General features: G+C 67.8%; 26 protein-coding genes. 17 read left to right on the top strand and 9 right to left on the bottom strand.

Annotation, left to right across the window (positions count from 1 at the left end; all coding sequences use genetic code 11):
- The first annotated feature begins 111 nt into the window (after nt 1–111).
- Nucleotides 112–1,395 carry a histidinol dehydrogenase gene (gene hisD / locus BLS81_RS10155; RefSeq protein WP_093223522.1) on the top strand — a complete coding sequence of 428 codons (1,284 nt, stop codon included), beginning with the start codon at nt 112–114 and terminating at the stop codon, nt 1,393–1,395.
- A gap of 118 nt (nt 1,396–1,513) precedes the next feature.
- On the top strand, nt 1,514–1,978 hold the full coding sequence (gene nusB, locus BLS81_RS10150) for a transcription antitermination factor NusB (protein ID WP_093223520.1): 465 nt from the start codon (nt 1,514–1,516) through the stop codon (nt 1,976–1,978).
- Between the two features lie 210 nt (nt 1,979–2,188).
- Here nusB and BLS81_RS10145 read toward each other — a convergent pair whose 3' ends face one another.
- Nucleotides 2,189–3,781 (bottom strand): cisplatin damage response ATP-dependent DNA ligase, encoded by a 1,593-nt coding sequence (locus BLS81_RS10145; protein WP_093223519.1) that lies wholly within the window; start codon nt 3,779–3,781, stop codon nt 2,189–2,191.
- Nucleotides 3,782–3,847: 66 nt separating this feature from the next.
- Here BLS81_RS10145 and BLS81_RS10140 point away from each other — a divergent pair, with 66 nt between their 5' ends.
- A complete protein-coding gene (locus tag BLS81_RS10140; RefSeq protein WP_093223517.1) occupies nt 3,848–4,678 on the top strand; it encodes a metallophosphoesterase in 831 nt (276 codons plus the stop codon).
- A 27-nt stretch (nt 4,679–4,705) separates the two neighbouring features.
- On the opposite strand, the gene BLS81_RS10135 is transcribed toward BLS81_RS10140, so the two are convergent.
- The gene (locus tag BLS81_RS10135; protein WP_093223516.1) at nt 4,706–5,197 is read right to left on the bottom strand and encodes a Dps family protein; all 492 of its coding nucleotides are present in this window, start codon (nt 5,195–5,197) and stop codon (nt 4,706–4,708) included.
- A 99-nt stretch (nt 5,198–5,296) separates the two neighbouring features.
- On the bottom strand, nt 5,297–5,851 hold the full coding sequence (locus BLS81_RS10130) for a TMEM165/GDT1 family protein (RefSeq protein WP_256326173.1): 555 nt from the start codon (nt 5,849–5,851) through the stop codon (nt 5,297–5,299).
- Nucleotides 5,852–6,058: 207 nt separating this feature from the next.
- Here BLS81_RS10130 and rpmG point away from each other — a divergent pair, with 207 nt between their 5' ends.
- Complete coding sequence (gene rpmG, locus BLS81_RS10125) at nt 6,059–6,226, top strand: 50S ribosomal protein L33 (RefSeq protein WP_069203621.1); 168 nt, start codon at nt 6,059–6,061, stop codon at nt 6,224–6,226.
- A 104-nt stretch (nt 6,227–6,330) separates the two neighbouring features.
- Here the strand turns inward: rpmG and BLS81_RS10120 are convergent, their stop codons facing one another.
- Entirely contained in the window at nt 6,331–6,699 is a 369-nt protein-coding gene (locus BLS81_RS10120) for a response regulator (RefSeq protein ID WP_093223767.1), read from the bottom strand.
- A gap of 44 nt (nt 6,700–6,743) precedes the next feature.
- On the opposite strand from BLS81_RS10120, the gene BLS81_RS10115 reads away from it, so the two are divergent.
- Genes BLS81_RS10115 through BLS81_RS10105 form a run of 3 tightly spaced genes read left to right on the top strand, consistent with a single transcriptional unit; the run spans nt 6,744 to nt 8,130 of the window.
- Nucleotides 6,744–7,028, top strand: coding sequence for a DUF3572 domain-containing protein (locus tag BLS81_RS10115; RefSeq protein WP_093223513.1), 285 nt, complete (start codon nt 6,744–6,746; stop codon nt 7,026–7,028).
- Nucleotides 7,029–7,072: 44 nt separating this feature from the next.
- Nucleotides 7,073–7,669 (top strand): hypothetical protein, encoded by a 597-nt coding sequence (locus BLS81_RS10110; RefSeq protein WP_093223765.1) that lies wholly within the window; start codon nt 7,073–7,075, stop codon nt 7,667–7,669.
- Nucleotides 7,666–8,130, top strand: a complete 465-nt coding sequence (locus tag BLS81_RS10105) for a RidA family protein (protein ID WP_093223512.1) — start codon at nt 7,666–7,668, stop codon at nt 8,128–8,130. Before BLS81_RS10110 ends, BLS81_RS10105 begins: the two co-directional genes overlap by 4 nt.
- Nucleotides 8,131–8,330: 200 nt before the next feature.
- Here the strand turns inward: BLS81_RS10105 and BLS81_RS10100 are convergent, their stop codons facing one another.
- Nucleotides 8,331–8,861, bottom strand: a complete 531-nt coding sequence (locus BLS81_RS10100; RefSeq protein WP_371128271.1) for a TlpA family protein disulfide reductase — start codon at nt 8,859–8,861, stop codon at nt 8,331–8,333.
- 118 nt (nt 8,862–8,979) lie between these two features.
- Between BLS81_RS10100 and argH the strand changes: the two genes are divergently transcribed.
- Genes argH through BLS81_RS10080 form a run of 4 tightly spaced genes read left to right on the top strand, consistent with a single transcriptional unit; the run spans nt 8,980 to nt 12,624 of the window.
- Entirely contained in the window at nt 8,980–10,347 is a 1,368-nt protein-coding gene (gene argH / locus BLS81_RS10095) for an argininosuccinate lyase (protein WP_176787126.1), read from the top strand.
- Complete coding sequence (locus BLS81_RS10090; RefSeq protein ID WP_093223507.1) at nt 10,344–10,580, top strand: hypothetical protein; 237 nt, start codon at nt 10,344–10,346, stop codon at nt 10,578–10,580. The genes argH and BLS81_RS10090 overlap by 4 nt, the downstream gene beginning before the upstream one ends.
- An 11-nt stretch (nt 10,581–10,591) precedes the next feature.
- Complete coding sequence (gene lysA / locus BLS81_RS10085) at nt 10,592–11,854, top strand: diaminopimelate decarboxylase (protein WP_093223506.1); 1,263 nt, start codon at nt 10,592–10,594, stop codon at nt 11,852–11,854.
- Nucleotides 11,839–12,624, top strand: a complete 786-nt coding sequence (locus tag BLS81_RS10080; RefSeq protein WP_371128269.1) for a precorrin-2 dehydrogenase/sirohydrochlorin ferrochelatase family protein — start codon at nt 11,839–11,841, stop codon at nt 12,622–12,624. The genes lysA and BLS81_RS10080 overlap by 16 nt, the downstream gene beginning before the upstream one ends.
- Nucleotides 12,625–12,643: 19 nt before the next feature.
- Here BLS81_RS10080 and BLS81_RS10075 read toward each other — a convergent pair whose 3' ends face one another.
- From BLS81_RS10075 to BLS81_RS10065, 3 genes are all read right to left on the bottom strand, one after another.
- Complete coding sequence (locus BLS81_RS10075) at nt 12,644–13,255, bottom strand: response regulator (protein WP_256326172.1); 612 nt, start codon at nt 13,253–13,255, stop codon at nt 12,644–12,646.
- A gap of 67 nt (nt 13,256–13,322) precedes the next feature.
- Nucleotides 13,323–14,435: a DNA polymerase III subunit beta gene (gene dnaN / locus BLS81_RS10070; protein WP_093223504.1), complete on the bottom strand. Its 1,113-nt coding sequence runs from the start codon at nt 14,433–14,435 to the stop codon at nt 13,323–13,325.
- Nucleotides 14,436–14,590: 155 nt separating this feature from the next.
- Nucleotides 14,591–15,265, bottom strand: coding sequence for an outer membrane protein (locus BLS81_RS10065; RefSeq protein ID WP_093223503.1), 675 nt, complete (start codon nt 15,263–15,265; stop codon nt 14,591–14,593).
- 177 nt (nt 15,266–15,442) lie between these two features.
- Here BLS81_RS10065 and BLS81_RS10060 point away from each other — a divergent pair, with 177 nt between their 5' ends.
- The 4 genes from BLS81_RS10060 to BLS81_RS10045 all read left to right on the top strand — a co-directional run bounded on the left by BLS81_RS10060 (nt 15,443) and on the right by BLS81_RS10045 (nt 18,785).
- A complete protein-coding gene (locus tag BLS81_RS10060; protein ID WP_093223761.1) occupies nt 15,443–15,922 on the top strand; it encodes a hypothetical protein in 480 nt (159 codons plus the stop codon).
- A 128-nt stretch (nt 15,923–16,050) separates the two neighbouring features.
- Nucleotides 16,051–16,761, top strand: coding sequence for an NYN domain-containing protein (locus tag BLS81_RS10055; RefSeq protein WP_093223501.1), 711 nt, complete (start codon nt 16,051–16,053; stop codon nt 16,759–16,761).
- A gap of 8 nt (nt 16,762–16,769) precedes the next feature.
- Nucleotides 16,770–17,954, top strand: a complete 1,185-nt coding sequence (gene rlmN, locus BLS81_RS10050) for a dual-specificity RNA methyltransferase RlmN (RefSeq protein WP_093223500.1) — start codon at nt 16,770–16,772, stop codon at nt 17,952–17,954.
- Nucleotides 17,955–18,029: 75 nt separating this feature from the next.
- Nucleotides 18,030–18,785 (top strand): sulfite exporter TauE/SafE family protein, encoded by a 756-nt coding sequence (locus BLS81_RS10045; RefSeq protein ID WP_093223498.1) that lies wholly within the window; start codon nt 18,030–18,032, stop codon nt 18,783–18,785.
- Here BLS81_RS10045 and BLS81_RS10040 read toward each other — a convergent pair.
- Complete coding sequence (locus BLS81_RS10040) at nt 18,782–19,399, bottom strand: flavin reductase family protein (protein WP_093223497.1); 618 nt, start codon at nt 19,397–19,399, stop codon at nt 18,782–18,784. The two genes, BLS81_RS10045 and BLS81_RS10040, sit on opposite strands and share 4 nt — an antisense overlap.
- A gap of 91 nt (nt 19,400–19,490) precedes the next feature.
- Here BLS81_RS10040 and BLS81_RS10035 point away from each other — a divergent pair, with 91 nt between their 5' ends.
- On the top strand, nt 19,491–20,234 hold the full coding sequence (locus BLS81_RS10035; protein WP_093223759.1) for a cytochrome b/b6 domain-containing protein: 744 nt from the start codon (nt 19,491–19,493) through the stop codon (nt 20,232–20,234).
- The gene (locus BLS81_RS10030) at nt 20,231–20,989 is read left to right on the top strand and encodes a molybdopterin-dependent oxidoreductase (RefSeq protein WP_093223495.1); all 759 of its coding nucleotides are present in this window, start codon (nt 20,231–20,233) and stop codon (nt 20,987–20,989) included. The genes BLS81_RS10035 and BLS81_RS10030 overlap by 4 nt, the downstream gene beginning before the upstream one ends.
- The last annotated feature ends 4 nt before the right edge of the window (nt 20,990–20,993 follow it).

The following is a 20,993-nucleotide window of genomic DNA, read 5'->3' as shown; positions in this document are numbered from 1 at the left end:
TTCACTCCCCTCCCACTTGTGGGAGGGGCTGGGGGAGGGCCTGTCCTCCTCACCCGCCGCACGTCTGGGGACATGCCCTCCCCTAGCCCCTCCCGCAAGCGGGAGGGGAATGTGATCCGCCTCGCCACATCCGATCCCGCCTTCGCCGTCGACTTCACCGCGCTCGTCAACGCACGCCGCGAGGTCGATGCCGATGTCGCGCGCGATGTCCGCACGATCGTCACCAGCGTGCGCGACGAGGGCGATGCCGCGCTCGCCGCGTTCACGCAGAAGTTCGACGGGCACGATCTCCATGCGACCGGCTGGCGGATCGAAAAATCCGAGTGGATCGCCGCCTACGAAGCGCTCGCGCCGGATCTGCGCGCCGCGCTCGATCTCGCCGCCGCGCGCATCACCGCCTATCACGAGAAGCAGAAGCCGGCCGATAGCGACACCACCGACTCGGCGGGCGTCCGGCTCGGCGCGCGCTGGAACGCGATCGAAGCGGCCGGCATCTACATCCCCGGCGGCCGCGCCGCCTATCCGTCCTCGGTGCTGATGAACGCGATCCCCGCGCGGGTCGCCGGGGTCGAGCGGCTGGTGATGGTCACGCCCACGCCGAAGGGCGAGGTCAACCCGCTGGTGCTCGCCGCCGCGCACCTCGCGGGGGTGGATGAGGTGTGGCGCGTCGGCGGCGCGCAGGCGATCGCCGCCCTGGCTTACGGTACGCAGCGGATCGCGGCGGTCGACGTCATCACCGGGCCGGGCAACGCCTGGGTCGCCGAGGCCAAGCGCCAGCTTTACGGCCTCGTCGGCATCGACATGGTGGCGGGGCCGAGCGAGATCGTCGTGGTGGCGGACGGCAGGAACGACCCCCAATGGATCGCCGCCGACTTGCTCAGCCAAGCCGAGCATGATCCGACCAGCCAGTCGATCCTGTTCACCGACGATGCCGCGTTTGCGGACGCCGTCGCCGACGCGGTCGATCTCCAGATCGGCCAGCTCGCCACCGCCGATACCGCGCGGCGAAGCTGGGACGCGAACGGCGCGATCATCGTCACCGCCAGCCTCGAAGAAGCGATCCCGCTGGTCGACCGGCTCGCGCCCGAGCATCTCGAACTGGCGTGCGACGATCCGCAAAGCCTGTTCGATCGCGTGCGCCACGCCGGATCGGTGTTCCTCGGCCGCCACACGCCCGAGGCGATCGGCGATTATGTCGCCGGCCCGAACCACGTGCTGCCAACCGGCCGCCGCGCGCGCTTCGCGAGCGGGCTGTCGGTGCTCGATTTCATGAAGCGCACCAGCTTCCTCCAACTCGATCCCGCCAGCCTCGCCGCGATCGGCCCGGCGGCGGTGGCGCTCGCGGAAACCGAAGGACTGCCCGCGCACGCCAAGTCGGTCGCACTACGGCTGTAAAACACCAACAGCCGTTCGCCCCGAGCGAAGTCGAGGGGCAGCCCCGAGCGCAGGTGCCTCGACTTCGCTCGGCACGAACGGGGTGTGATTTTTCGCCCGCCTTCGCTAAAGGCCCCGAATGTCTTCCCGTACCGCTGCCCGATCCAAGGCCCGCGCCGCCGCGCGTCTCGCCGCCACCCAGGCCCTCTACCAGCATGAGATGGAGGGGACGCCGGTGCCGCGCCTGCTCCACGAATTTCACAACCACCGGCTCGGCGCGACCATCGAGGATGCCGAATATGCCGAGGCCGACGTCGCCTTCTTCGACGATGTCGTGACCGGCGCGACCGCGCGCGGCGCCGAGATCGACGCGGCGATCCGCCAGAAGCTCGCGAGCGGCTGGACGCTCGAACGGCTCGACAAGTCGATGCGCGCGATCCTGCGCGCCGGCACCTACGAATTGCTCGCGCGAGTCGATGTGCCGGTCGCCACCGTCATCAGCGAATATGTCGATGTCGCGCACGCCTTCTTCGACAAGCGCGAGGCCGGGTTCGTCAACGGGCTGCTCGACGGCATCGCCAAGGACGTGCGCCGCACGGGCTGAGGCCCGGCATGAAGCGCGACTACGACAAGTACCTCCGTTCGTGCTGAGTAGCTGCCGAGTAGGCGCGCAGCGCCGTACCGAGGTAGCGTATCGAAGCACCGCCCCGCGCGATTACCTGTCCTTCGATACACCACCTCGATACGCCCTGCGGGCTACTCGGTGGTTACTCAGGACGAACGGTTTCGGGGAAAGGGCTGATGCCCTCGCGGGCTACGTCACCAGCCGCCTGAGCCCCGCCACCGTATCCGCCTCGTTCGCCGGCTTGTCGGTGCGGATGCGGGCGATGCGGGGGAAGCGCATCGCCACGCCCGATTTGTGCCGCTTCGACTCGTGGATCGAATCGAACGCGATCTCCAGCACCAGGCTCTTCTCGACTTCGCGCACCGGCCCGAACCGCGCGGTGGTATGCGCGCGCACGAAGCGGTCGAGCATCTTCATCTCCTCGTCGGTGATGCCCGAATAGGCCTTGCCGACCGGCAGCAGCTCGCCGTCCTCGGTCCAGCAGCCGAAGGTGTAATCCGAATAGAAGGACGAGCGCCGCCCGTTGCCGCGCTGCGCGTACATCATCACGCAATCGGCGGTGAGCGGATCGCGCTTCCATTTGTACCACAGCCCGACTCGCCGCCCGGCGACATACGCCGAGTCACGCCGCTTGAGCATCACCCCCTCGATCGCCCCGTCGCGCGCGCCGGCGCGAATGCCTTCGAGGGTGGTGAAATCGGGCGCGGCGATCAGCGCGCTGATGTCGAACCGCTCGGCCGGCAGCCGCGCCGCGAAATCCTCTAGCCGCGCGCGCCGCTCGGTCCACCCCAACGCGCGCAAATCCTCGGCGCCGTCGAACAGGATGTCGTAAAGCCGCACGAACGCCGGCGCCTCAGCCAGCATCTTCGCCGAAACCACCTTGCGCCCGAGCCGCTGCTGAAGCGCGTTGAAGCTTGCAGCACCCCCCTCCTCGGTGCTGTGTCCCTGCGCGTCCCCCTTCACCATCAGCTCGCCGTCGAGCACCCCCGGCACGGTGAATTCGCGCGCGACTTCGGGGAAGGCGCGCGTGATGTCGTCGCCCGCGCGGCTGTACAACCGCGTTTCGCCCGCGACATGGACGAGCTGGACGCGGATACCATCCCATTTCCACTCGGCGGCATAGTCGGCGAGATCGACTCGGCCGTCCTCGAGCGGGTGCGCGAGCATGAACGGGCGGAACACCGGCGTGTCGGCGGCGGTCGGCAACGCCCCTTCGCCCTGCGCCCAGGCGAACAGCGCCGAATAGGGCGGGTCGATGCCGTGCCACAGCTCCTCGACCGCCTCGATCTCGATCGCGAACGCCTGTGCCAGCGCGGTCTTTGCGAGCCGCGCCGACACGCCGATCCGCAAAGCGCCCATCGCCATCTTGAGCAGAGCGAAGCGCTCGTTGGCGTTGAGCCGGTCGAGCATCGCCGCCAGCGCGCCCGGCGCATCGGCGCGCGAGAGGCTGCCGAGCCGCTCGATCACGGCTGAGAGCGACAGCGGCCCGCTCTCGCGCGGCGGCACGATCGGGTCCGGCCACAGCAGGCTCACCGTCTCGGCGGTGTCGCCGACATATTCGCGGCTCATCGCGAACAGCACCGGATCGACTCGCGCCTCGATCAGCGCGCGGATCAGCGCCGGCTTGATCGCGGGCAGATCGAGGTCGCCGGTCAGCACCGCCATCGCCCAGCCGCGATCGGGATCGGGCGTGGCATGGAGATAATCGACGATCAGTTTGAGCTTCGCGTTGCGCGAGCGCGTGTAGATGAGCGAATCGAGGAGCTGCGCGAAGGCTTGCATCAGGGTTCAACATGGGGCCACGCCGGTGGTTCCGCCAGCCCGCGCCATCTGTTAGCAGGTGCAGCAATGCGCCGCCTTCTTCTCGCTTTCGGCCTGCTGCTCGTGATCGGGGTGGCGGTCGCGCTTTATGCCTTCGCCGAAGCGCGGCGCGATCCGGTGGTGCGCCGCGCCGATATCGCACTGCCGCGCTGGCCCGCCGGGCAACCGGTGGTGCGCGTCGTGCTGGTAAGCGACATCCACATCGGCTCGCTGGCGAGCGACGCCACGCGGCTGAACCGGATCGTCGCGCAGATCAATGCGCTCAATCCCGATCTGGTACTGATCGCGGGCGATTTCATCTTCGGCGAGCGCAAGGATGGCGCGGCGCTGCACGGCCCGGCGATGATCGCGCCGCTGAAGGGCCTACACGCGCGGCTCGGCGTTTTCGCGGTGCCTGGCAACCACGATCACGCGACCGGTCTGCCGGTGGTGGCGCGCGATCTTGCCGCTGTCGGCATCACGCTGCTGCGCGACAAGGCGATGGTGGTCGGCCCGCTCGTGCTGGGCGGAGTCGATGACGCGGCGAGTGGCCATGCCCACCCGATCTACACGATGGCGCAGATGCGGATTCTGCCCGGCGCGCCGGTCGTGTTCACGCATTCGCCTCAGATCGCCAAGGATATGGCGCCCGACATGCCGCTGCTGCTCGCCGGACACACGCATTGCGGTCAGGTGGTGTTGCCGCTGATTGGGCCGATCGTCGAGGTGACGCCGGCGCAATATCGCTGCGGCATGATCGGCGACGGCACCGGAAAGGTCGTCGTCACCGCCGGGCTCGGCGCGACCGGGGTGCCGTTCCGGCTCGGCGCGCCGCCCGATCTCTGGCTGCTGACGCTGCGGCCGAAGCCCGGCGCCTGAGCGCCGGGCCGGCCACAACCGCGTGGCTCAGGCGTTGCGGCTCGCTTCGAACAGGAACCAGGCGCGCTCCTCGGCGAGGTCGGTCCACTCGTCGAGGATGCCGCTGGTGGCATTGTCCTTGGCCTCGTCGACGATGTCCTTGGCCTCGCGCAGCTTCTCGACCAGCTTGAGATTGTCCTCGCGCAGCTCGATCAGCATCTGCGCGGCGGGTACGAATTCCTCGTCATTGTCCTCGATCGACTGGTGGCGCGCGATGTCGCCGATCGAGCGCAGCGTGGTGTTGCCGGTCTTGCGCACACGCTCGGCGATCGCGTCGGTGGTGCCGAGGATCTGCGTCGCCTGATCGTCGAGCATCAGATGATAATCGCGGAAATGCGGGCCCGAAACGTGCCAATGGAAGTTCTTGGTCTTGAGGTAGAGCGCGAACGAATCGGCGAGGATCGCGTTGAGCGCCTCGGCGACCGTCTTCGCGGCGTTGGACTTGATGTCGGTCGGGGTTTTCAGCGCGTCGTCGGTCACGGAACAGCTCCTGTGGATAAGTTCGTTGCGTGAACGATTCGATAGCGCAATGGCTCCCGCCTGTCCGCCCACGTTTTTGCGATCGGACTGATCGAGTGGCTAGATCAGGCGCAACGCCGACACGCCCGAGATCGCGCCGACCGCGCACAGCAGCAGCCCGGTGCCGATACGGATCGCGCGAATCGGCAACCGCTTGCGCATACGCTCTCCGGTCAGCACGGCGGCGGCGTTGACCAGCCCGGCCCCCAGCGTCGCGCCGATCGCGGCGAGCACGGGCGCGTCGCCGCGCGCCGCGAACGCCATCGTCGCGAACTGGGTGCGGTCCCCGAAGGCGAGGATGGCGACGCCGAGGAAGCTCGTCGCGAACGCCCCGGTTCGCCATGTCACGAGTCGTTCGGGCGCTTTCAGCCGGCCGAACGCCCCCAGGCCCGCCGAGAGCAGGGCCACCGACACCAGCAGCGCGCGCGCATTGGGCGTGAGATGCGCGGCGACCAGCCCCCCGCCCGCCCCCGCGATGCCGTTGCCGAGCGCGAGCGCGAGCACGGTCGCGGCGATCACCGTGCCGCGCCGCGCGAATCGGTCGCCGAGGATCGCCGCCAGCCACGGCGCCCGATCGCCAACCTCGATCACGAGCGCGGCGACGAACGCCGCCATCAGCGCATCCATCGCGCGCTCAGCCCGCCCGGCGGGGTATTGGAAGCGACATCGCCATGCGACCGCGCTAAGCGCGCGAGGGTATCGGTCGCGTTAACGCGGGCGCGAGGCTTGACAATTCCGGCCGCGTGCGCCAACGCGCTTCGCCTACGGGGCGGCCCATCGCGGCCGCCTTTGCTTTTTTACGATTTGCAGGAAACAGGGCTCATGGCCAAGCCAACCACCGTCAAGATCAAGCTCATCAGCTCGGCTGACACTGGCTTCTTCTACGTGACCAAGAAGAACCCGCGCACCAAGACCGAGAAGCTGAGCTTCAAGAAGTACGATCCGGTCGTGCGCAAGCATGTCGAGTTCAAGGAAGCCAAGATCAAGTGATCTAAAGGGCGGCGTAAGCCGCCTTTGGATCATTCCCGCGCAAGCGGAGATCAAGAGCCGCGGGGGCGACCTCGGCGGCTTTTTGGCATGTCAGTTTTGGTACGTCACGGCGCCATCAGCGCGTTGACCGTCTCGACGAATCGCATCAGCGAAATCGGCTTGGAGACATAGGCGTCGGCCCCCGCGCCGCGAATCCGCTCCTCGTCTTCGCGCCCGGCATAGGCCGTCACCGCCATGATCGGGATCTCGCGCAGCGCCGGATCGCCCTTCAACTGCGTGATGAGCTCGAAGCCGGTGACATGCGGGAGCTGGATGTCGGTGATGATCAGATCCGGCGCGAAATCGCGCGCGCGCGCCACCGCCTCGCGTCCGTCGCGCAGGCCCTCGGTCACGAACGCATGGGCGCGCAGCAGATCGCAGAAAAGTTTGAGGTTGAGTTCGTTGTCCTCGACAACGAGCACCCTTTTTGCCACGTCCACCCCGATCCGAACCTCGACTTGAAAGCGCTGGTTACGCAATGCGCGCGCCCGATACAAATGCCGACGCGACCGAGCTGGCGCTGCGCGCGCTGGTGTGGACCCTCGCCGAACCCGATCGCGCGCAGCGCCTGCTCGACACCACCGGGCTGATGCCCGACGATCTGCGCGCCCGCGCCGGCGAGCCTGCGGTGCTGGCGGCGGTGCTCGGCTTCCTCGAAAATTACGAGCCCGATCTGGTCGCCTGCGCCGACGCCCTCGGCGTGCGGCCCGAATCGATCGTCACCGCGCACCACGCGCTCGACGGCGGGAGGTTCGACCTGTGAGCCGGCCCCTGCTCATCACCGATTGCGACGAGGTGCTGCTGCACATGGTGCGGCACTTCGGCGTGTGGCTGCGCGAATCGCATGATATCGACTTCGACGTCGCCGGCCCGGAAATGTTCACCAGCATGCGCCGCGCCAATGGCGAACGGCCGAGCACCGAGGAGATGTGGGGCTATCTCGGCGGCTTCTTCCCCGGCGAAATGGAGCGCCAGACCTTGGTGCCGCATGCGCGCGAGGCGCTGGCGGCGCTGAGCGACGTGGCCGACATCGTCGTGCTGACGAATTTGCAGGATCATGTCCGCGATGCGCGGATCGAGCAGCTCGCGCGCTTCGACATCCGCCACCGGGTCGAGACCAACCAGGGCGGCAAGGGCGATCCGGTCGCACGGCTCGTTGCCGAATATGACGCGAGCGTCGCGGTGTTCGTCGATGATCTCGCCGTGCATCACGAATCGGTCGCGAAACACGCGCCGCACGTCCACCGGCTGCACATGATCTCCGAACCTGATCTCGCGCCCAACGTGCCGGCAGCGCCTTACGCACACGCGCGGATCGATGACTGGCAGGACGCGCAGGCGTGGATCGCCGATCGCTTCGCCGCCGGCCTGCCCGCTTCCTTCCCTGAGAGAGACGCATCATGACCGACCGTATCGACCGCAAGCTCGCCGAACTCGGCCTCACCCTGCCCGTCGCCGCCGCGCCGGTCGCCTCCTATGTGGCGGCTGTCGAAGCGTCGGGGCTGCTCCACATCTCCGGCCAGTTGCCGTTCGACGACGGCGCGCTGATGACCGGGCGGCTCGGCGAGGACCGCGACGTCGCCTATGGCACGCACGCCGCGCAACGCTGCGCGCTGATGCTGGTCGCGCAGATGAAGGCGGCGCTCGGCGGCCTGCACCGAGTCGAGCGGATCGTGAAGCTCGGCGTGTTCATCAATTCGGCGGCCGATTTCACCGACCAGCCCAAGGTCGCCAACGGCGCGTCGGACCTGATGGTCGAACTGTTCGGCGACGCCGGCAAGCACGCCCGCAGCGCGGTCGGCGTGCCGGTGCTCCCGCTCGGCGCGGTCGTCGAGGTCGATGCGATCGTGAAGATCGCCGACTGATTGTCGCGCCGAGGCGCAAAGGCCGGAGGGATTCTCTGCCGCCTTGCGGCTCTCCTCTTGTTCTGCGCGCCAATTTGCGTCGCCCCGGCGAAGGCCGGGGCCGCTATGTTTGGGGCAACAGGTTCGCAAAGCAACGCAGCGGCCCCGGCCTTCGCCGGGGCGACGATATGCTGCTTCGCGCCTCCGCGTGCAAAACCTTCTTACTTCGCCTCGGCGAGCAGCGCCTGCGCGGTCGGGGTGGTCCAGTCCATTCCGCCGACCATCCGCCACACTTCATGGCCCGTCGAATCGTAGAGGATACTGGTCGGCAGGCTGGCGTTGAACGCAATGCTCAGGCCCACCTTCGAATCGAGATACGGCTGAAGCCGCGTGAAGCCCTTCTTCGCGAAATGGGCGGAGACGGTACCGCGATCCTTGTCCTGGCTGATCGCGGCGACATGGAAGGTCGCGGCGGCCTTCTCCAGCGTCGGCATTTCAGCGACGCACGGCCCGCACCAGGTCGCCCACAGATTGACCAGCACCGGCTTGCCCTTGAACGCGGCGATCGTGGTGGGCTTGTCGTGCGCGTCGTCGAAGCTGACATCGGGGGCGGCCTCGCCCTTGTGGCTGCGGTCGATCGTTCCGATCGGATCGACCGGCACCTTCTCGCCTTCCTTGGGGGCGTCCGCCGTCGAGGTGGCGGCAGGCGTGGGCGAGGGGCTCGCCGAAGCGGTCGGCGCAGCGCGCGGCACCGCTTGCTCCTTGGTGGAGTCTTGCTTATCGCCACAGCCAGTCATCAGAGTGAGCAGCACCAAGGCAGGGAGCGGCACGATCGTCGAGCGTAAGGACATGAAGGACGCATCCAATGCGATGTGGGGCGGCCGTTTCGCGGAAGGCCCGGCGGCGGTGATGCGCGAGATAAATGCCTCGATCCCGTTCGACAAGCGCCTCTGGCGGCAGGACGTCGCGGGCTCGAAGGCGCATGTCGCGATGCTCGGCGCGACCGGCATCGTCGCGGCCGAGGATGCCGCTGTGATCTCGGCCGGGCTCGACACGGTCGCCGCGCACTATGAAGCGAACGGCGTCGCCGAGGACATGGCGCTCGAGGACATCCACATGCAGAGCGAGGCGCGGCTCGCCGAGGCGATCGGCCCGGTCGCGGGACGGCTGCACACCGCGCGCTCGCGCAACGATCAGGTCGCGACCGATTTCCGTTTGTGGGTGCGCGATGCGATCGATCAGGTCGATGCCGCGCTCAAGGGCTTCCAGTTGGCGCTTCTCGCCCGCGCCGAGGACCATGCCGACAGCGTGATGCCGGGCTTCACCCACTTGCAAAGCGCGCAGCCGGTCACGCTCGGCCATCATCTAATGGCCTATTTCGAGATGACCGCGCGCGACCGCAGCCGCTTCGCCGATGCGCGCGCGCGCGGCAACCGCAGCCCGCTCGGCTCGGCCGCGCTGGCCGGCACCGGCTTCCCGATCGACCGCGCGATGACCGCCGCCGCGCTCGGCTTCGACGGCCCGACGTGCAACTCTCTCGATGCGGTTTCGGACCGGGACTTCGCGATCGACTATCTCACCGCCGCCGCGCAGACCGCGCTGCACCTGTCGCGTCTCGCCGAGGAGTTCATCCTGTGGGCGTCGCAGCCGTTCGGCTTCGTCTCGCTGTCGGATCAATGGTCGACCGGCTCGTCGATCATGCCGCAGAAGCGCAACCCCGATGCCGCCGAGCTGGTGCGCGGGCATAGCGGCCGCATCATCGGCTGCCTCACCGCCTTGATGGTGACGATGAAGGGGCTGCCGCTCGCCTATTCGAAGGACATGCAGGACGACAAGCCACCGGTGTTCGAGGCGCACGACCTGCTCGGCCTGTCGATCGCGGCGATGACCGGCATGGTCGAAAGCGCCACTTTCCGAACCGAGCGTATGCGCGCCGCCGCCGAGGCGGGCTTCTCGACCGCGACCGATCTCGCCGACTGGCTGGTGCGCGAGGGCGGCATCCCGTTCCGCGAGGCGCACCACATCACCGGCCGCGCGGTGAAGCGCGCAGAGGAACTCGGCGTCGCGCTCGACAAGCTCCCGCTCGACGACCTCGTCGCGATCGACGCGCGGATCGACGATCGCGTGTACGGCGTGCTCTCGGTCGATGCGTCGGTGGCGAGCCGCACCAGCTTCGGCGGCACCGCGCCAGCGCGCGTTCGTGCCGCCATCGCGGCGGCACGGGAGCAACTGGCATGAAGCGTCTGGTCCTCGCGGGCGTGCTCGCGCTCGGCGGTTGCGGTTCGGCGTCGGACCTCAAGCCCGCCAGCAATCAGCATCTGCCGATCGCGCCGTACGGCGCCCGCGCGACGCCGACCGCGACGCAATTGCTCACCCCGCCCACCCAGGCTAGGCCCGAGCGCAGCGACGAATTGCTCAAGAAATCGGAAACGCGCCGCGGCGACGAGTTCGATCTTCCACCCCATAACTGAACGGCATTCCGATGGATCATTTCGCGCTGGTCGACGGCGTCATGCACTGCGAGGGCGTGTCGCTCGAGCGGATCGCGGCGGACGTCGGCTCCCCCGTCTACGTCTATTCGGCGGCGACCTTCACGCGCCACGCCGAGGTGTTCCGCGAGGGCCTCGCCGGGGTGAAGCGCAAGCACATCGCCTATGCGATCAAGGCCAATCCCAATCTCGCCGTGCTGCGGCTGCTCGCCAATGCGGGGTACGGCGCCGACGTCGTCTCGGGCGGCGAACTGGCGCGCGCGATCGCGGCGGGGATACCGGCATCGGACATCGTGTTCTCGGGCGTGGGCAAGACGGTCGGTGAACTGACCAAGGCGCTCGACGTCGGACTCGGCCAGTTCAACCTCGAGCTCGAGGAAGAAGGCGCCGTGCTGGCGGCCCTCGCGGCGGCGCGCGGTCAAACCGCCGATGCCGTGCTGCGCGTGAACCCCGATGTCGATGCCGGCACCCACGCCAAGATCTCGACCGGCAAGGCCGAGAACAAGTTCGGCGTGCCGATCAGCGAGGCGCGCGCGATCTTCGATCGGCTGGCGGGGCTGCCCGGACTCAACCTGCGCGGCGTCGCGATCCATATCGGCAGCCAGCTTTCGGAGCTTGCCCCGCTCGAGGCGGCCTATCGCCGAATCGGCCAGCTCGTGCAGGAACTGCGCGCCGCCGGCCATGCGATCAGCCATGTCGATCTCGGTGGCGGACTCGGCGTGCCCTACAAGGCCGGCGACGTGTTCCCCAGCCCCGCCGCCTATGGCGCGATGGTCGCCCGCGTCACCGATGGCTGGAACGCGACGCTGATGTTCGAACCCGGCCGGGTGATCGCGGGCAATGCCGGCGTGCTGCTGACGCGCGTGATCTGGGTCAAGCCCGGCGTGACCAACCCCTATGTCATCGTCGATGCCGCGATGAACGATCTCGCCCGGCCCGCGATGTACGACGCCTGGCATGATTTCGCGGCGGTGCGCCCGACCGGCGCGCGGATGACCGCCAACATCGCCGGCCCGGTCTGCGAAAGCGGCGACACCTTCGCGATGGGCCGCGACATCGACTCGGTCGAATCGGGCGATCTCGCGATCTTCCGCACCGCCGGCGCCTATGGCGCGACAATGGCGAGCACCTACAACAGTCGTGCTTTGGTGCCCGAGGTGCTGGTGAGCGGCGACCGCTACGCCGTCGTCGCCGATCGCATCCAGCCCGAGACGATCCTCGCCGCCGAACGCCTGCCGGAGTGGCTGACCGCGTGAGCCTCGCCAGCCTGCCGATCTTCGTCGCGGCGCGGGGCCGGGCGGTGATACTGGTGGGCGATGGCGACGCGGCGGCGGCGAAGCGACGGCTTCTGGAACGCGCCGGCGCGGTGGTGGTCGACGAGGACGGCACCGCCGCGCTCGCGATCGTCGCGATCGAGGACGAGACCGAGGCGCAGGCCGTCGTCGCGCGCCTCAAGGCGCGCGGCGTGCTCGTCAACGCGGTCGATCGCCCGGCCTTGTGCGACTTCACCCTCCCCGCGATCGTCGATCGCTCACCCGTCATCGTCGCGATCGGCACCGGCGGTGTGTCGGCGGGGTTGGCCGCGGCCCTGCGCCAGCGGCTCGAAGCGCTGCTGCCGCCGACGCTCGGGCGGCTCGCCGAAGCGCTGTTCGCCGCGCGCGGCGCGGTTCGCGCGCGCTTCGCCGATGCGGGCGCGCGCCGGATGGCACTCGGCGCCGCGTTCGGCGAAGGCGGCGCGCTCGACCCGTTCACGGCCGGGCCGGGGGCGGTGGAACGCTGGCTGGACCATGCCGGAGACGTCCCAGCCGGTCTCGTTCATATCCGCTTGCGCTCGGGCGATCCCGACGACCTCACCTTGCGCGAGGCGCGCTGGCTCGCGCAGGCCGAGCGGCTGTTCATCGCGGGCGACGTACCCGACGGGGTTCTCGCGCGCGCCCGCGCCGACGCGACGCGGATCGCGACCTTGCCCGAACAGCCGCTTGCCGGGCTGACCGTGGCGATCCACGCGCCGGCCCGGCCATCATGAACGCCGCTGATCGGACGAATCAGCAGCCCGCCAGTTCGACCCGGTCGTTGAGCGCCTGAAGCGAGGCGATGAGCCGCTGGCGGTCGGCGCGGGTGGCGGCGAGTTCGGCCTGGGCCTCGCCGAGCTCGATCGCACGCTCGGCGATGCGCGCGTCGAGCGCGGCGTTGGAAGTCTTGAGGTCGGCGAGACGCCGCGCCTGGCCGATCACATGCTCGATCCGCGCGACCAGCACGTCGAAGTCGAACGGCTTGGCGACATGGTCGTCGGCACCGGCGGCGAGCGCGTCGATCGCGGCGGCGGGATCGGAACGGCTGGTCAGCAGGATCACCGGCACGTCGCGCGCTTCCGGGCTGGACCGCAAGGCGCGCAGCAATTGCATCCCCGACATGCCCGGCATCACCATGTCGGCGAGCACGAGGTCGAAGCGCCGCGCCGCCACCTGATCGAGCGCGTCGGCGGCCTTGTCGCACAGCACCGGCAGGTAGCCGAGCCGTCCGAGCCGCCGGCCGATCACCGCCAGCGCGGTGTGGTTGTCATCGACGACGAGGATGCTGCGGGTCGTGCCGGGATATAGCGGTGCGGAAACCGTGTCATGGGGCATCGGGACGTGCTCGGTCAGTGGATCGAGCAAGATCTAGCGCGCGGACATCAGTTTTCGATTAACGCCGCCGCAACCCTGTCCGCGCGCGCTGCGCCGGTCACACCCGCATCGGCATCAGCACGTACAGCGCCGCAGCCTTGTCGTTCTCGCGGATCAGCGTCGGCGCGGCCGCGTCCGCCAGATGCACCTCGATCGTGTCGCCGTGGAGCTGGCCGAGGATGTCGAGCAGGTAGCGGCTGTTGAAGCCGATCTCGAACGGCAGCGACGTATATTCGCCGGGCACTTCCTCGGCAGCGGTGCCATTATCGGGGCTGGTCACCGAGAGGATGATCTTGTCGCGGTCCAGCGCCATCTTCACCGCGCGCGTCTTCTCGGTCGCGATCGTCGAGACGCGGTCGACGCCCTCCTCGAAGCTGCGCGGATCGATCTTGAGGATCTTGTCGTTGCCGGTCGGGATGACGCGGCTGTAATCGGGGAAGGTGCCGTCGATCAGCTTCGAGGTGAGCAGCGCATGGCCGAGATCGAAGCGGATCTTGGTCGAGGACAACGACACGCCGACCAAAGCATCGACCTCGTCGAGCAGCTTGCGCAGCTCGGCGATGCATTTGCGCGGCACGATCACGTCGGGCATCGCCTCGGCGCCTTCCGGGCGCGGCATCGTCACGCGGGCGAGGCGATGGCCGTCGGTCGCGGCGGCCTTGAGCACCGGCTGCGGATCGGCCGAGACGTGGAGGAAGATGCCGTTGAGATAATAGCGCGTCTCCTCGGTCGAGATCGCGAAACGGGTTTTGTCGATGATCTGCTTGAGCGTCTCGGCGGGCAGTTCGAAGCTGACCGGCAGTTCGCCTTCGGCGATCACCGGAAAATCGTCGCGCGGCAGCGTGCCGAGCTGGAAGCGCGCGCGGCCCGCCACGATCGTCAGCTTGCCGTCGGCGGCGGACAGGCTGACCTGCGATCCCTCGGGCAGCTTGCGCGCGATGTCGAACAACGTGTGCGCGGACACGGTGGTCGCGCCGGGCTGGTCGACCGCCGCCGCGATCGTCTCGTTGATCTGGAGATCGAGATCGGTCGCCATCAGCTTGAGCCCGCCCTCGGGCGTGGCTTCGATCAGCACGTTCGACAGGATCGGGATGGTGTTGCGCCGTTCCACCACCGACTGGACATGGCTGAGGCCCTTCAAAAGGGTCGCGCGTTCGATCGTCGCCTTCATCTCAATCCCCCGGGCCGCCGCCCTCATTTCATCCCGCCAGGCGTCAGAAGCCGGGGGCAATTCGCCGTCTCCTTCCTTACCGCAAAAAGGGGCCGGAGCAAGCGCCCCGACCCCTCATCCGTGCCGAAATCAGGCGTTTGGCCTGGAAGCGCCGGTCAGAACCGATAGCCCACGCCCACCGCGATCTGGTGCCGATCGGTGTCGACATCGAAGTTGTTGGTGTTGGAGCCGTTCGGATATTCGAACCGGGCGCGGCCATAGTTCGAATAGCGATATTCGATCTTGGCATAGGTGTTGCGGCCGATCGCTTCCTCGACACCGGCGCCGACGCGGTAACCGTCGAGATTGAAGTGCGCGCCGCTCTGGGTGACGCCGTCGCTCGCCGTCAGGTCGAGCCGGCCATTGGTGTAGCCGCCCTTGGCATAGACGAGCGTGGTCGGCGACGCCTTGAAGCCGACGCGCACGCCGGCATAGAGATCGCGGCCCTGCTTGACCCGGCCGTAGCCGAGCGCGGCTGCGCTGGTCGGCGCGTTGGTGACCTTGCCGGTCGAGCCGGTCACTTCACCCTCGACGCCGATCACGACCTGGCCGAGATCCTTGTCGTAGCCGATGTCGCCACCATAGAGCAGGCCGTCCGCCTTGCGATCGCTACTGATGTCCGAGTCCGGCCCGCGGCCGGGCTGAAGTTTGTCATACCCGAGCAGCACGCCGATGCGCGGGCCATCGAAGGCACCAGCCGGTGCGGGCGGCGGACCATCCTGCGCGAATGCGGGGGCAGCGAGACCAAGGCCGAGCGCGGCGGTGGCGGCGGTGACAAGAAACTTCTGCATGATACTCACTCCATTACACATTCCCGCGATTGCCGGGCAGCGTCCGGGGCGGGGATGCTCCAAATAGGTGCGAGAAACGGGCTTTGCATGAACCTCAGATAAACGCGAAAATCCGTTGCATTTGCGCAACAGGGGATTGAAAGCGCGGGCATGACTTCCAAGGCAAAGCGACGCGCGATGTTCGCCGGCGTGATCTTCGCGCTGCTCGCCCCCGGCCCGACATGGGGCCGCGAGACGATCGGCGTGTTCGAAAGCTGGGGCGCGTTCACCGACCTCGCGCCGCGCCATTGCTATGCGATCGCGCAACCGGTGCGGAGCGGCGGCAGCGCCCGCTGGCGGCCATTCGCGAGCGTGGCGGACTGGCCGGCGCGCGGCGCGCGCAACCAACTCCACCTCCGCCTCAGCCGCGCGCGCGACCCCCGCGCGCGTGTGACGCTGTCGGTCGGCGAACGCCGCTTCGAGCTGGTCGCGGCCGACGCCGACGCCTGGGCGCCCGATGCGCGCGCCGACGCCGCGATCGTCGCCGCGATCCGCTCCGGCCGCAGCATGAGCGTCGAGACGCTGGCGAACAGCGGTGGCCCGTTCGCCGATGTCTATGCGCTCGCCGGCGCGGCGACCGCGATCGATGCGGCGGCGGTGGCGTGTGTGGGGCGGTGAGTTGATTTTTCGGGCGGATATGCTAAATATGCGGCATCCGGTCCCCGGCAGTACGTCTTGAGGCGCTCGCGAGAGCAGACATCATCTCAAGGCCGAGCCCGGGGACTTTTTGTTTTCAGGCTGCTCGAATGCCGACAGCGATTGTCATTGATGGCGCATATTTTCTGCGCCGATTCAAATGGTCATTTCCGGAACTCGATCCAAGCGATCCTGCAAAGATAGCGTTCGCGGTTGGCTGGATGGCATTCTGGCACCTCCATCATCGGATGCGCCCCAAGCTGATGGAGCGTGCGGTCGCTCACGGTCAGTTCAGTCCGGCGGAGGACAGCGAACTCTATCGTATCTTTTTCTATGATTGCCCGCCGCTGATTAAGAAGCTTCACCGTCCGGTCTCACGCACGGCGATCGATCTTTCAAAGACACCCGAAGCCAGGTTTCGCTTTGCGGTGCATGACGAATTGCAACGCGTCCGCAAGGTGGCGCTGCGGCTCGGCCGGCTCAACGACGACTCCGAATGGCGCATACGCCCAGCAAGTACTAAAAGGCTTCTGACGTCGGAGGGCGCCGTCCTGACCGACGAGGATTTCGAGATCGATACCAAGCAGAAGGGCGTCGATATGAAACTCGGTCTCGACGTAGCGGCAATGGCCTTCAAACGGCAAGTCAATCAAATCGTGCTCGTGGCGGGCGACGCCGATTTCGTACCAGCGACAAAGCTCGCGCGCCGTGAAGGCATTGATGTGGTGCTCGATCCGATGGGAGGCACTCCAGCCAAGGATCTGTTACAGCATGTCGATGGTGTTCGGACGTGCCGGATGATGAAGGAACCGACAGCGTGACCCTCTCCATGCCCATCCCCGGGCACATCGATCCCGTGCCCGTCCCCCGCGCCGCGACGCCGCGCCCGGACGGCCGTATCGACCTGCTTGGGCTGTCCAAGCTCGAACTGCGCATGGCGCTGGAGACCGCGCAGCTCGAACCCAAGCAGGCCAAATTGCGCGCCAAGCAGCTCTGGCACTGGATCTACAATCGCGGCGTCACCGATTTTTCGCTGATGACCGACATCTCCAAGACGATGCAGCCGTGGCTCGCCGCGCGGTTCGCGATCAGCCGGCCCGAGGTGGTCGAGGCGCAGGTCTCGACCGACGGCACGCGCAAATGGCTGCTGCGCGCGCCCGATGGCGAGGAGTATGAGGCGGTTTTCATCCCGGATGCCGATCGCGGTACGCTCTGCGTGTCGAGCCAGGTCGGCTGCACGCTCAACTGCCGCTTCTGCCACACCGGCACGATGCGGCTGGTGCGCAACCTCACCGCCGCCGAGATCGTCGGCCAGGTGATGCTCGCGCGCGACGCGCTCGGCGAATGGCCAAGCACGCCCGAGGGGCGGATGCTCACCAACATCGTGATGATGGGCATGGGCGAGCCGCTCTATAATTTCGACGCGGTCAAGGATGCGCTCGGCATCGTCATGGACGGCGACGGGCTCGCGCTGTCGAAGCGGCGGATCACGCTCTCCACCTCGGGCGTGGTGCCGATGATGGCGCGCGCGGGCGCGGAGATCGGCGTCAATCTCGCGGTGTCGCTCCACGGCGTCACCAAGGAAATCCGCGACGAGATCGTGCCCTTGAACCGCAAATACGGCATCGAGCAACTGCTCCAGGCGTGCGCCGATTATCCCGGCGCGAACAACGCGCGGCGCATCACCTTCGAGTACGTGATGCTCAAGGACAAGAACGACAGCGACGCCGATGCGCACGAGCTGGTCCGGCTGCTCAAACACTATGACCTGCCCGCCAAGGTCAATCTGATCCCGTTCAACCCCTGGCCCGGCGCGGCCTATGAGACCTCGACGCCCGAGCGCGTGCGGCGCTTCTCCGACATCGTGTTCGAAGCGGGCATCTCCGCGCCGGTCCGCACCCCGCGCGGCCGCGATATCGATGCCGCGTGCGGCCAGCTCAAGACCGCGAGCGAGAAGAAGAGCCGCGCCGAGCTCGACCGCCTGGCCGAAGAGAAACAGGCCGCGCTCGGCTGACGTCACCCCGCCGAATGTCCGCATTTCCTGCGATATGGGCGAGAATGCTGAGGTTCGGCCCGCGTTGGAGATGATGTGACCGTCCAGACCATCGCCCTCGCCGCCGGCGCCGGCGTCTTCGGCGGGGCGATGAACGCGCTGGCCGGCGGCGGCACGTTCGCGACGCTGCCCGCGCTGATCGCGCTCGGATTGCCCGCCAACGCCGCCAACGCGACCTCGAACGTGTCGCTGCTGCCAGGTGCGGCGACGAGCGCCTGGGCGTTCCGCGATGAGCTTCGTCCGCTCGGCGGAGTCGATGTGCGGCTGCTGGCGGTGATCGCCTTCGTCGGCAGCCTCGGCGGGAGCCTGCTGCTCGTCTCCACCCCGACGCATGTGTTCGATCTGATGATCCCGTGGCTGCTGCTCACCGCTGGCCTCGTCATCGCGTTCGGGCCACGCGCGGCGGTGGCACTGCACCGCGTCGTCACGATCGGCCCGCGCACGCTGATCGTCGGGCAAGCGCTGCTCGGCATCTATGGCGGCTATTTCGGCGGCGGCGTCGGCATGATGCTCACCGCGACCTACGGGCTGCTCGCGCATATCACGCCCCGCGCGCTGTTCGCGCCGCGCACGCTGATGCTCGCGGTCGCCAACACGGCGGCATCGATCGTGTTCGTCGCGACCGGGCTGGTGCGCTGGGACGCGGGCCTGCCGATGCTAATCGGCGCGGTGTTCGGCGGCTGGCTCGGCGCAAAGCTCGGCAAGCGGCTCACGCCGGGCATGGTGCGCGGCTGGACGCTCGCGGTGACGGCGGTGACGACGATCGTGTTCTTCGTACGCGCTTACGGCTAACCGGGGCGGAACATCTTGAAGAGATTGTCCTCGCCGACCTCGAAATAGTCGGCCGGGCCGCCGCCGCGCAGGATCGCGCGGGCGCGGCCGGTCTGGTACACGCCGTCTTCGAGCAGATCATGGTCGATATGCACGCCGATCACCTCGCCGAACATCACCCAGGTATCAAGCGCCTGGCGTTCCTTCGATTCGAGCCGCAGCGTCTGCGTCGCGCGGCATTCGAACTGCACCGGGCTGCCGGCGACGCGGTCGGGCCTGACCAGCCGCGACGGCAGCGCCGCGATCCCCGCCAGCTCGAACTCATCGACCTCCGGGCCGACCATCGCGGAACTGGCGTTCATCACCTCGGCGAGCGGCCGGGTCGCGAGGTTCCAGACGAACTCGCCGGTCGCGGCGATGTTGGCGGCATTGTCCTTCCAGCCGATCGACGAGAAGCCGATGATCGGCGGACGATAGTTGAACAATGTGAAGAAGCTGTACGGCGCGAGGTTGCGCACGCCGCTCGCGCTCACCGTGCTGACCCAGCCGATCGGGCGCGGCGCGATGATCGCGTTCAGCGGATCGTGCGCGAGGCCGTGGCCGTTTGCGGGTTCGTAGAAATGCTGGTCGGCCATCGCGCGCTGTTTCCCTGTGACCCTCGTGCCTCTACAAAATCGCGCGACGCATGTAACCGTTTCGGTATCACCGGCGAATAAGGGTATGACGATGACCATAGCCACGCCCTCCCCCGCTCCCGCCGATGCGCCGCCCGCGCCGCGCACGATCTACCGCCACCGCGTGGCGACGCGGCTGTGGCACTGGCTCAACGCGGTCACGATCTTCATCATGATCGGTAGCGGGCTGACGATCCTCAACGCGCATCCGCATCTCTACTGGGGCGCGTACGGCGCCAACTTCGACCACCCGTGGCTCAACACGATCCACTGGCCGAGCTATGTGACGATCCCGGCGCATTACAACCTCGCGATCGCGCGGCGCTGGCATCTGCTGTTCGCGCTGGTGCTGGCGTTCAGCCTGCTCGCCTATATGATCGTGAGCGTCGCCAACCGCCACTTCGCGCGCGATCTTCGCGTGCGGCTGCGCGACCTATCGGCGGCAAATCTGTGGCATGACCTGCGCGAGCATCTCGCCTTTCGCTTCCACGATCCCGCCGATCCGCGCGCGTACAATATCTTCCAGAAACTCTCCTACGTGCTCGTCATCTTCATCCTGATCCCGGTGATGATCCTGACCGGCCTCGCCATGTCGCCGGCGATGGACGCGGCCTGGCCGTGGCTGCTCGATCTGTTCGGCGGACGACAATCGGCACGGTCGATCCATTTCATCGCCGCCTCGGGGCTGACCGGCTTCATCGTCATCCATCTCGTCCTGGTGATCCTCGCCGGGCCGATCAACGAGGTGGGATCGATGCTGACCGGGCGCTGGCGCGTGCCGGAGGAGGCGGCATGAGCCTCATCACCCGCCGCACGCTCATCGCCGGGGGCGCCGCCGGCGCCGGGCTGCTGCTATCAGGCTGCGATCAAGTCGCGCAGGTGCCGGCGCTTCGGAAAATCCTGTTCTCGGGCGAGATCATGAACCGTGGCCTGCAGCGCGCGCTGACCAACCGGGACGCGCTCGCGCCCGAGTTCAGCGCAGCGGAGATGTCGCCGCGCTTCCGCGTCAACGGCACGCACAATCCGAACACGGCCGAATATACCGCGATGGTCGCGGAGAATTTCGCGCACTGGCGCTTGCAGGTCGGCGGGCTGGTGGCGAAGCCGCTCAGCCTTTCGCTGGCGCAACTTCGCGGTCTGCCGGCGCGCACCCAGATCACCCGCCACGATTGTGTCGAGGGCTGGAGCGCGATCGGCAAATGGCACGGACCACGACTGGCCACCTTGCTCAACGCCGCGGGCATTCGCGACGCGGCGCGCTACATCGTGTTCACCTGTGCCGATCTGTACGGCGGCGCGCCCTATTACGAATCGATCGATCTGGTCGATGCCTTCCACCCGCAGACGATCCTCGCCTGGGCACTCAACGACCATGTCCTCGATGTCGGCCACGGCGCGCCGGTGCGGCTGCGGGTCGAGCGGCAGCTCGGCTACAAGCACGCCAAATATGTGATGCGGATCGACGCGGTCGCGAGCCTCGCCGGCATCGGGCTCGGCAAGGGCGGCTATTGGGAAGATCACGTCGATTACGATTGGTATGCCGGGATTTAAGTCG

It is taken from the genome of Sphingomonas sp. NFR15, from assembly GCF_900103265.1.
GTDB classification, from domain to species: Bacteria; Pseudomonadota; Alphaproteobacteria; order Sphingomonadales; family Sphingomonadaceae; genus Sphingomonas; species Sphingomonas pollutisoli.
Note: the sequence above shows the minus strand (reverse complement) of the source record. Positions and strands in the feature narration are given on the sequence as shown.

Coding starts and splice junctions, on each gene's coding strand:
- BLS81_RS10060 (WP_093223761.1), top strand. CDS start 15,443: ATGTTCGCCGGCGTGATCTTCGCGCTGCTCGCCCCCGGCCCGACATGG.
- lysA (WP_093223506.1), top strand. CDS start 10,592: ATGGATCATTTCGCGCTGGTCGACGGCGTCATGCACTGCGAGGGCGTG.
- BLS81_RS10130 (WP_256326173.1), bottom strand. CDS start 5,851: ATGGCGGCGTTCGTCGCCGCGCTCGTGATCGAGGTTGGCGATCGGGCG.
- nusB (WP_093223520.1), top strand. CDS start 1,514: ATGTCTTCCCGTACCGCTGCCCGATCCAAGGCCCGCGCCGCCGCGCGT.
- BLS81_RS10115 (WP_093223513.1), top strand. CDS start 6,744: ATGCGCGCGCCCGATACAAATGCCGACGCGACCGAGCTGGCGCTGCGC.
- BLS81_RS10105 (WP_093223512.1), top strand. CDS start 7,666: ATGACCGACCGTATCGACCGCAAGCTCGCCGAACTCGGCCTCACCCTG.
- argH (WP_176787126.1), top strand. CDS start 8,980: ATGTGGGGCGGCCGTTTCGCGGAAGGCCCGGCGGCGGTGATGCGCGAG.
- BLS81_RS10090 (WP_093223507.1), top strand. CDS start 10,344: ATGAAGCGTCTGGTCCTCGCGGGCGTGCTCGCGCTCGGCGGTTGCGGT.
- BLS81_RS10065 (WP_093223503.1), bottom strand. CDS start 15,265: ATGCAGAAGTTTCTTGTCACCGCCGCCACCGCCGCGCTCGGCCTTGGT.
- BLS81_RS10030 (WP_093223495.1), top strand. CDS start 20,231: ATGAGCCTCATCACCCGCCGCACGCTCATCGCCGGGGGCGCCGCCGGC.
- dnaN (WP_093223504.1), bottom strand. CDS start 14,435: ATGAAGGCGACGATCGAACGCGCGACCCTTTTGAAGGGCCTCAGCCAT.
- BLS81_RS10055 (WP_093223501.1), top strand. CDS start 16,051: ATGCCGACAGCGATTGTCATTGATGGCGCATATTTTCTGCGCCGATTC.
- BLS81_RS10035 (WP_093223759.1), top strand. CDS start 19,491: ATGACCATAGCCACGCCCTCCCCCGCTCCCGCCGATGCGCCGCCCGCG.
- rlmN (WP_093223500.1), top strand. CDS start 16,770: ATGCCCATCCCCGGGCACATCGATCCCGTGCCCGTCCCCCGCGCCGCG.
- BLS81_RS10145 (WP_093223519.1), bottom strand. CDS start 3,781: ATGCAAGCCTTCGCGCAGCTCCTCGATTCGCTCATCTACACGCGCTCG.
- rpmG (WP_069203621.1), top strand. CDS start 6,059: ATGGCCAAGCCAACCACCGTCAAGATCAAGCTCATCAGCTCGGCTGAC.
- BLS81_RS10140 (WP_093223517.1), top strand. CDS start 3,848: ATGCGCCGCCTTCTTCTCGCTTTCGGCCTGCTGCTCGTGATCGGGGTG.
- BLS81_RS10110 (WP_093223765.1), top strand. CDS start 7,073: ATGGTGCGGCACTTCGGCGTGTGGCTGCGCGAATCGCATGATATCGAC.
- BLS81_RS10040 (WP_093223497.1), bottom strand. CDS start 19,399: ATGGCCGACCAGCATTTCTACGAACCCGCAAACGGCCACGGCCTCGCG.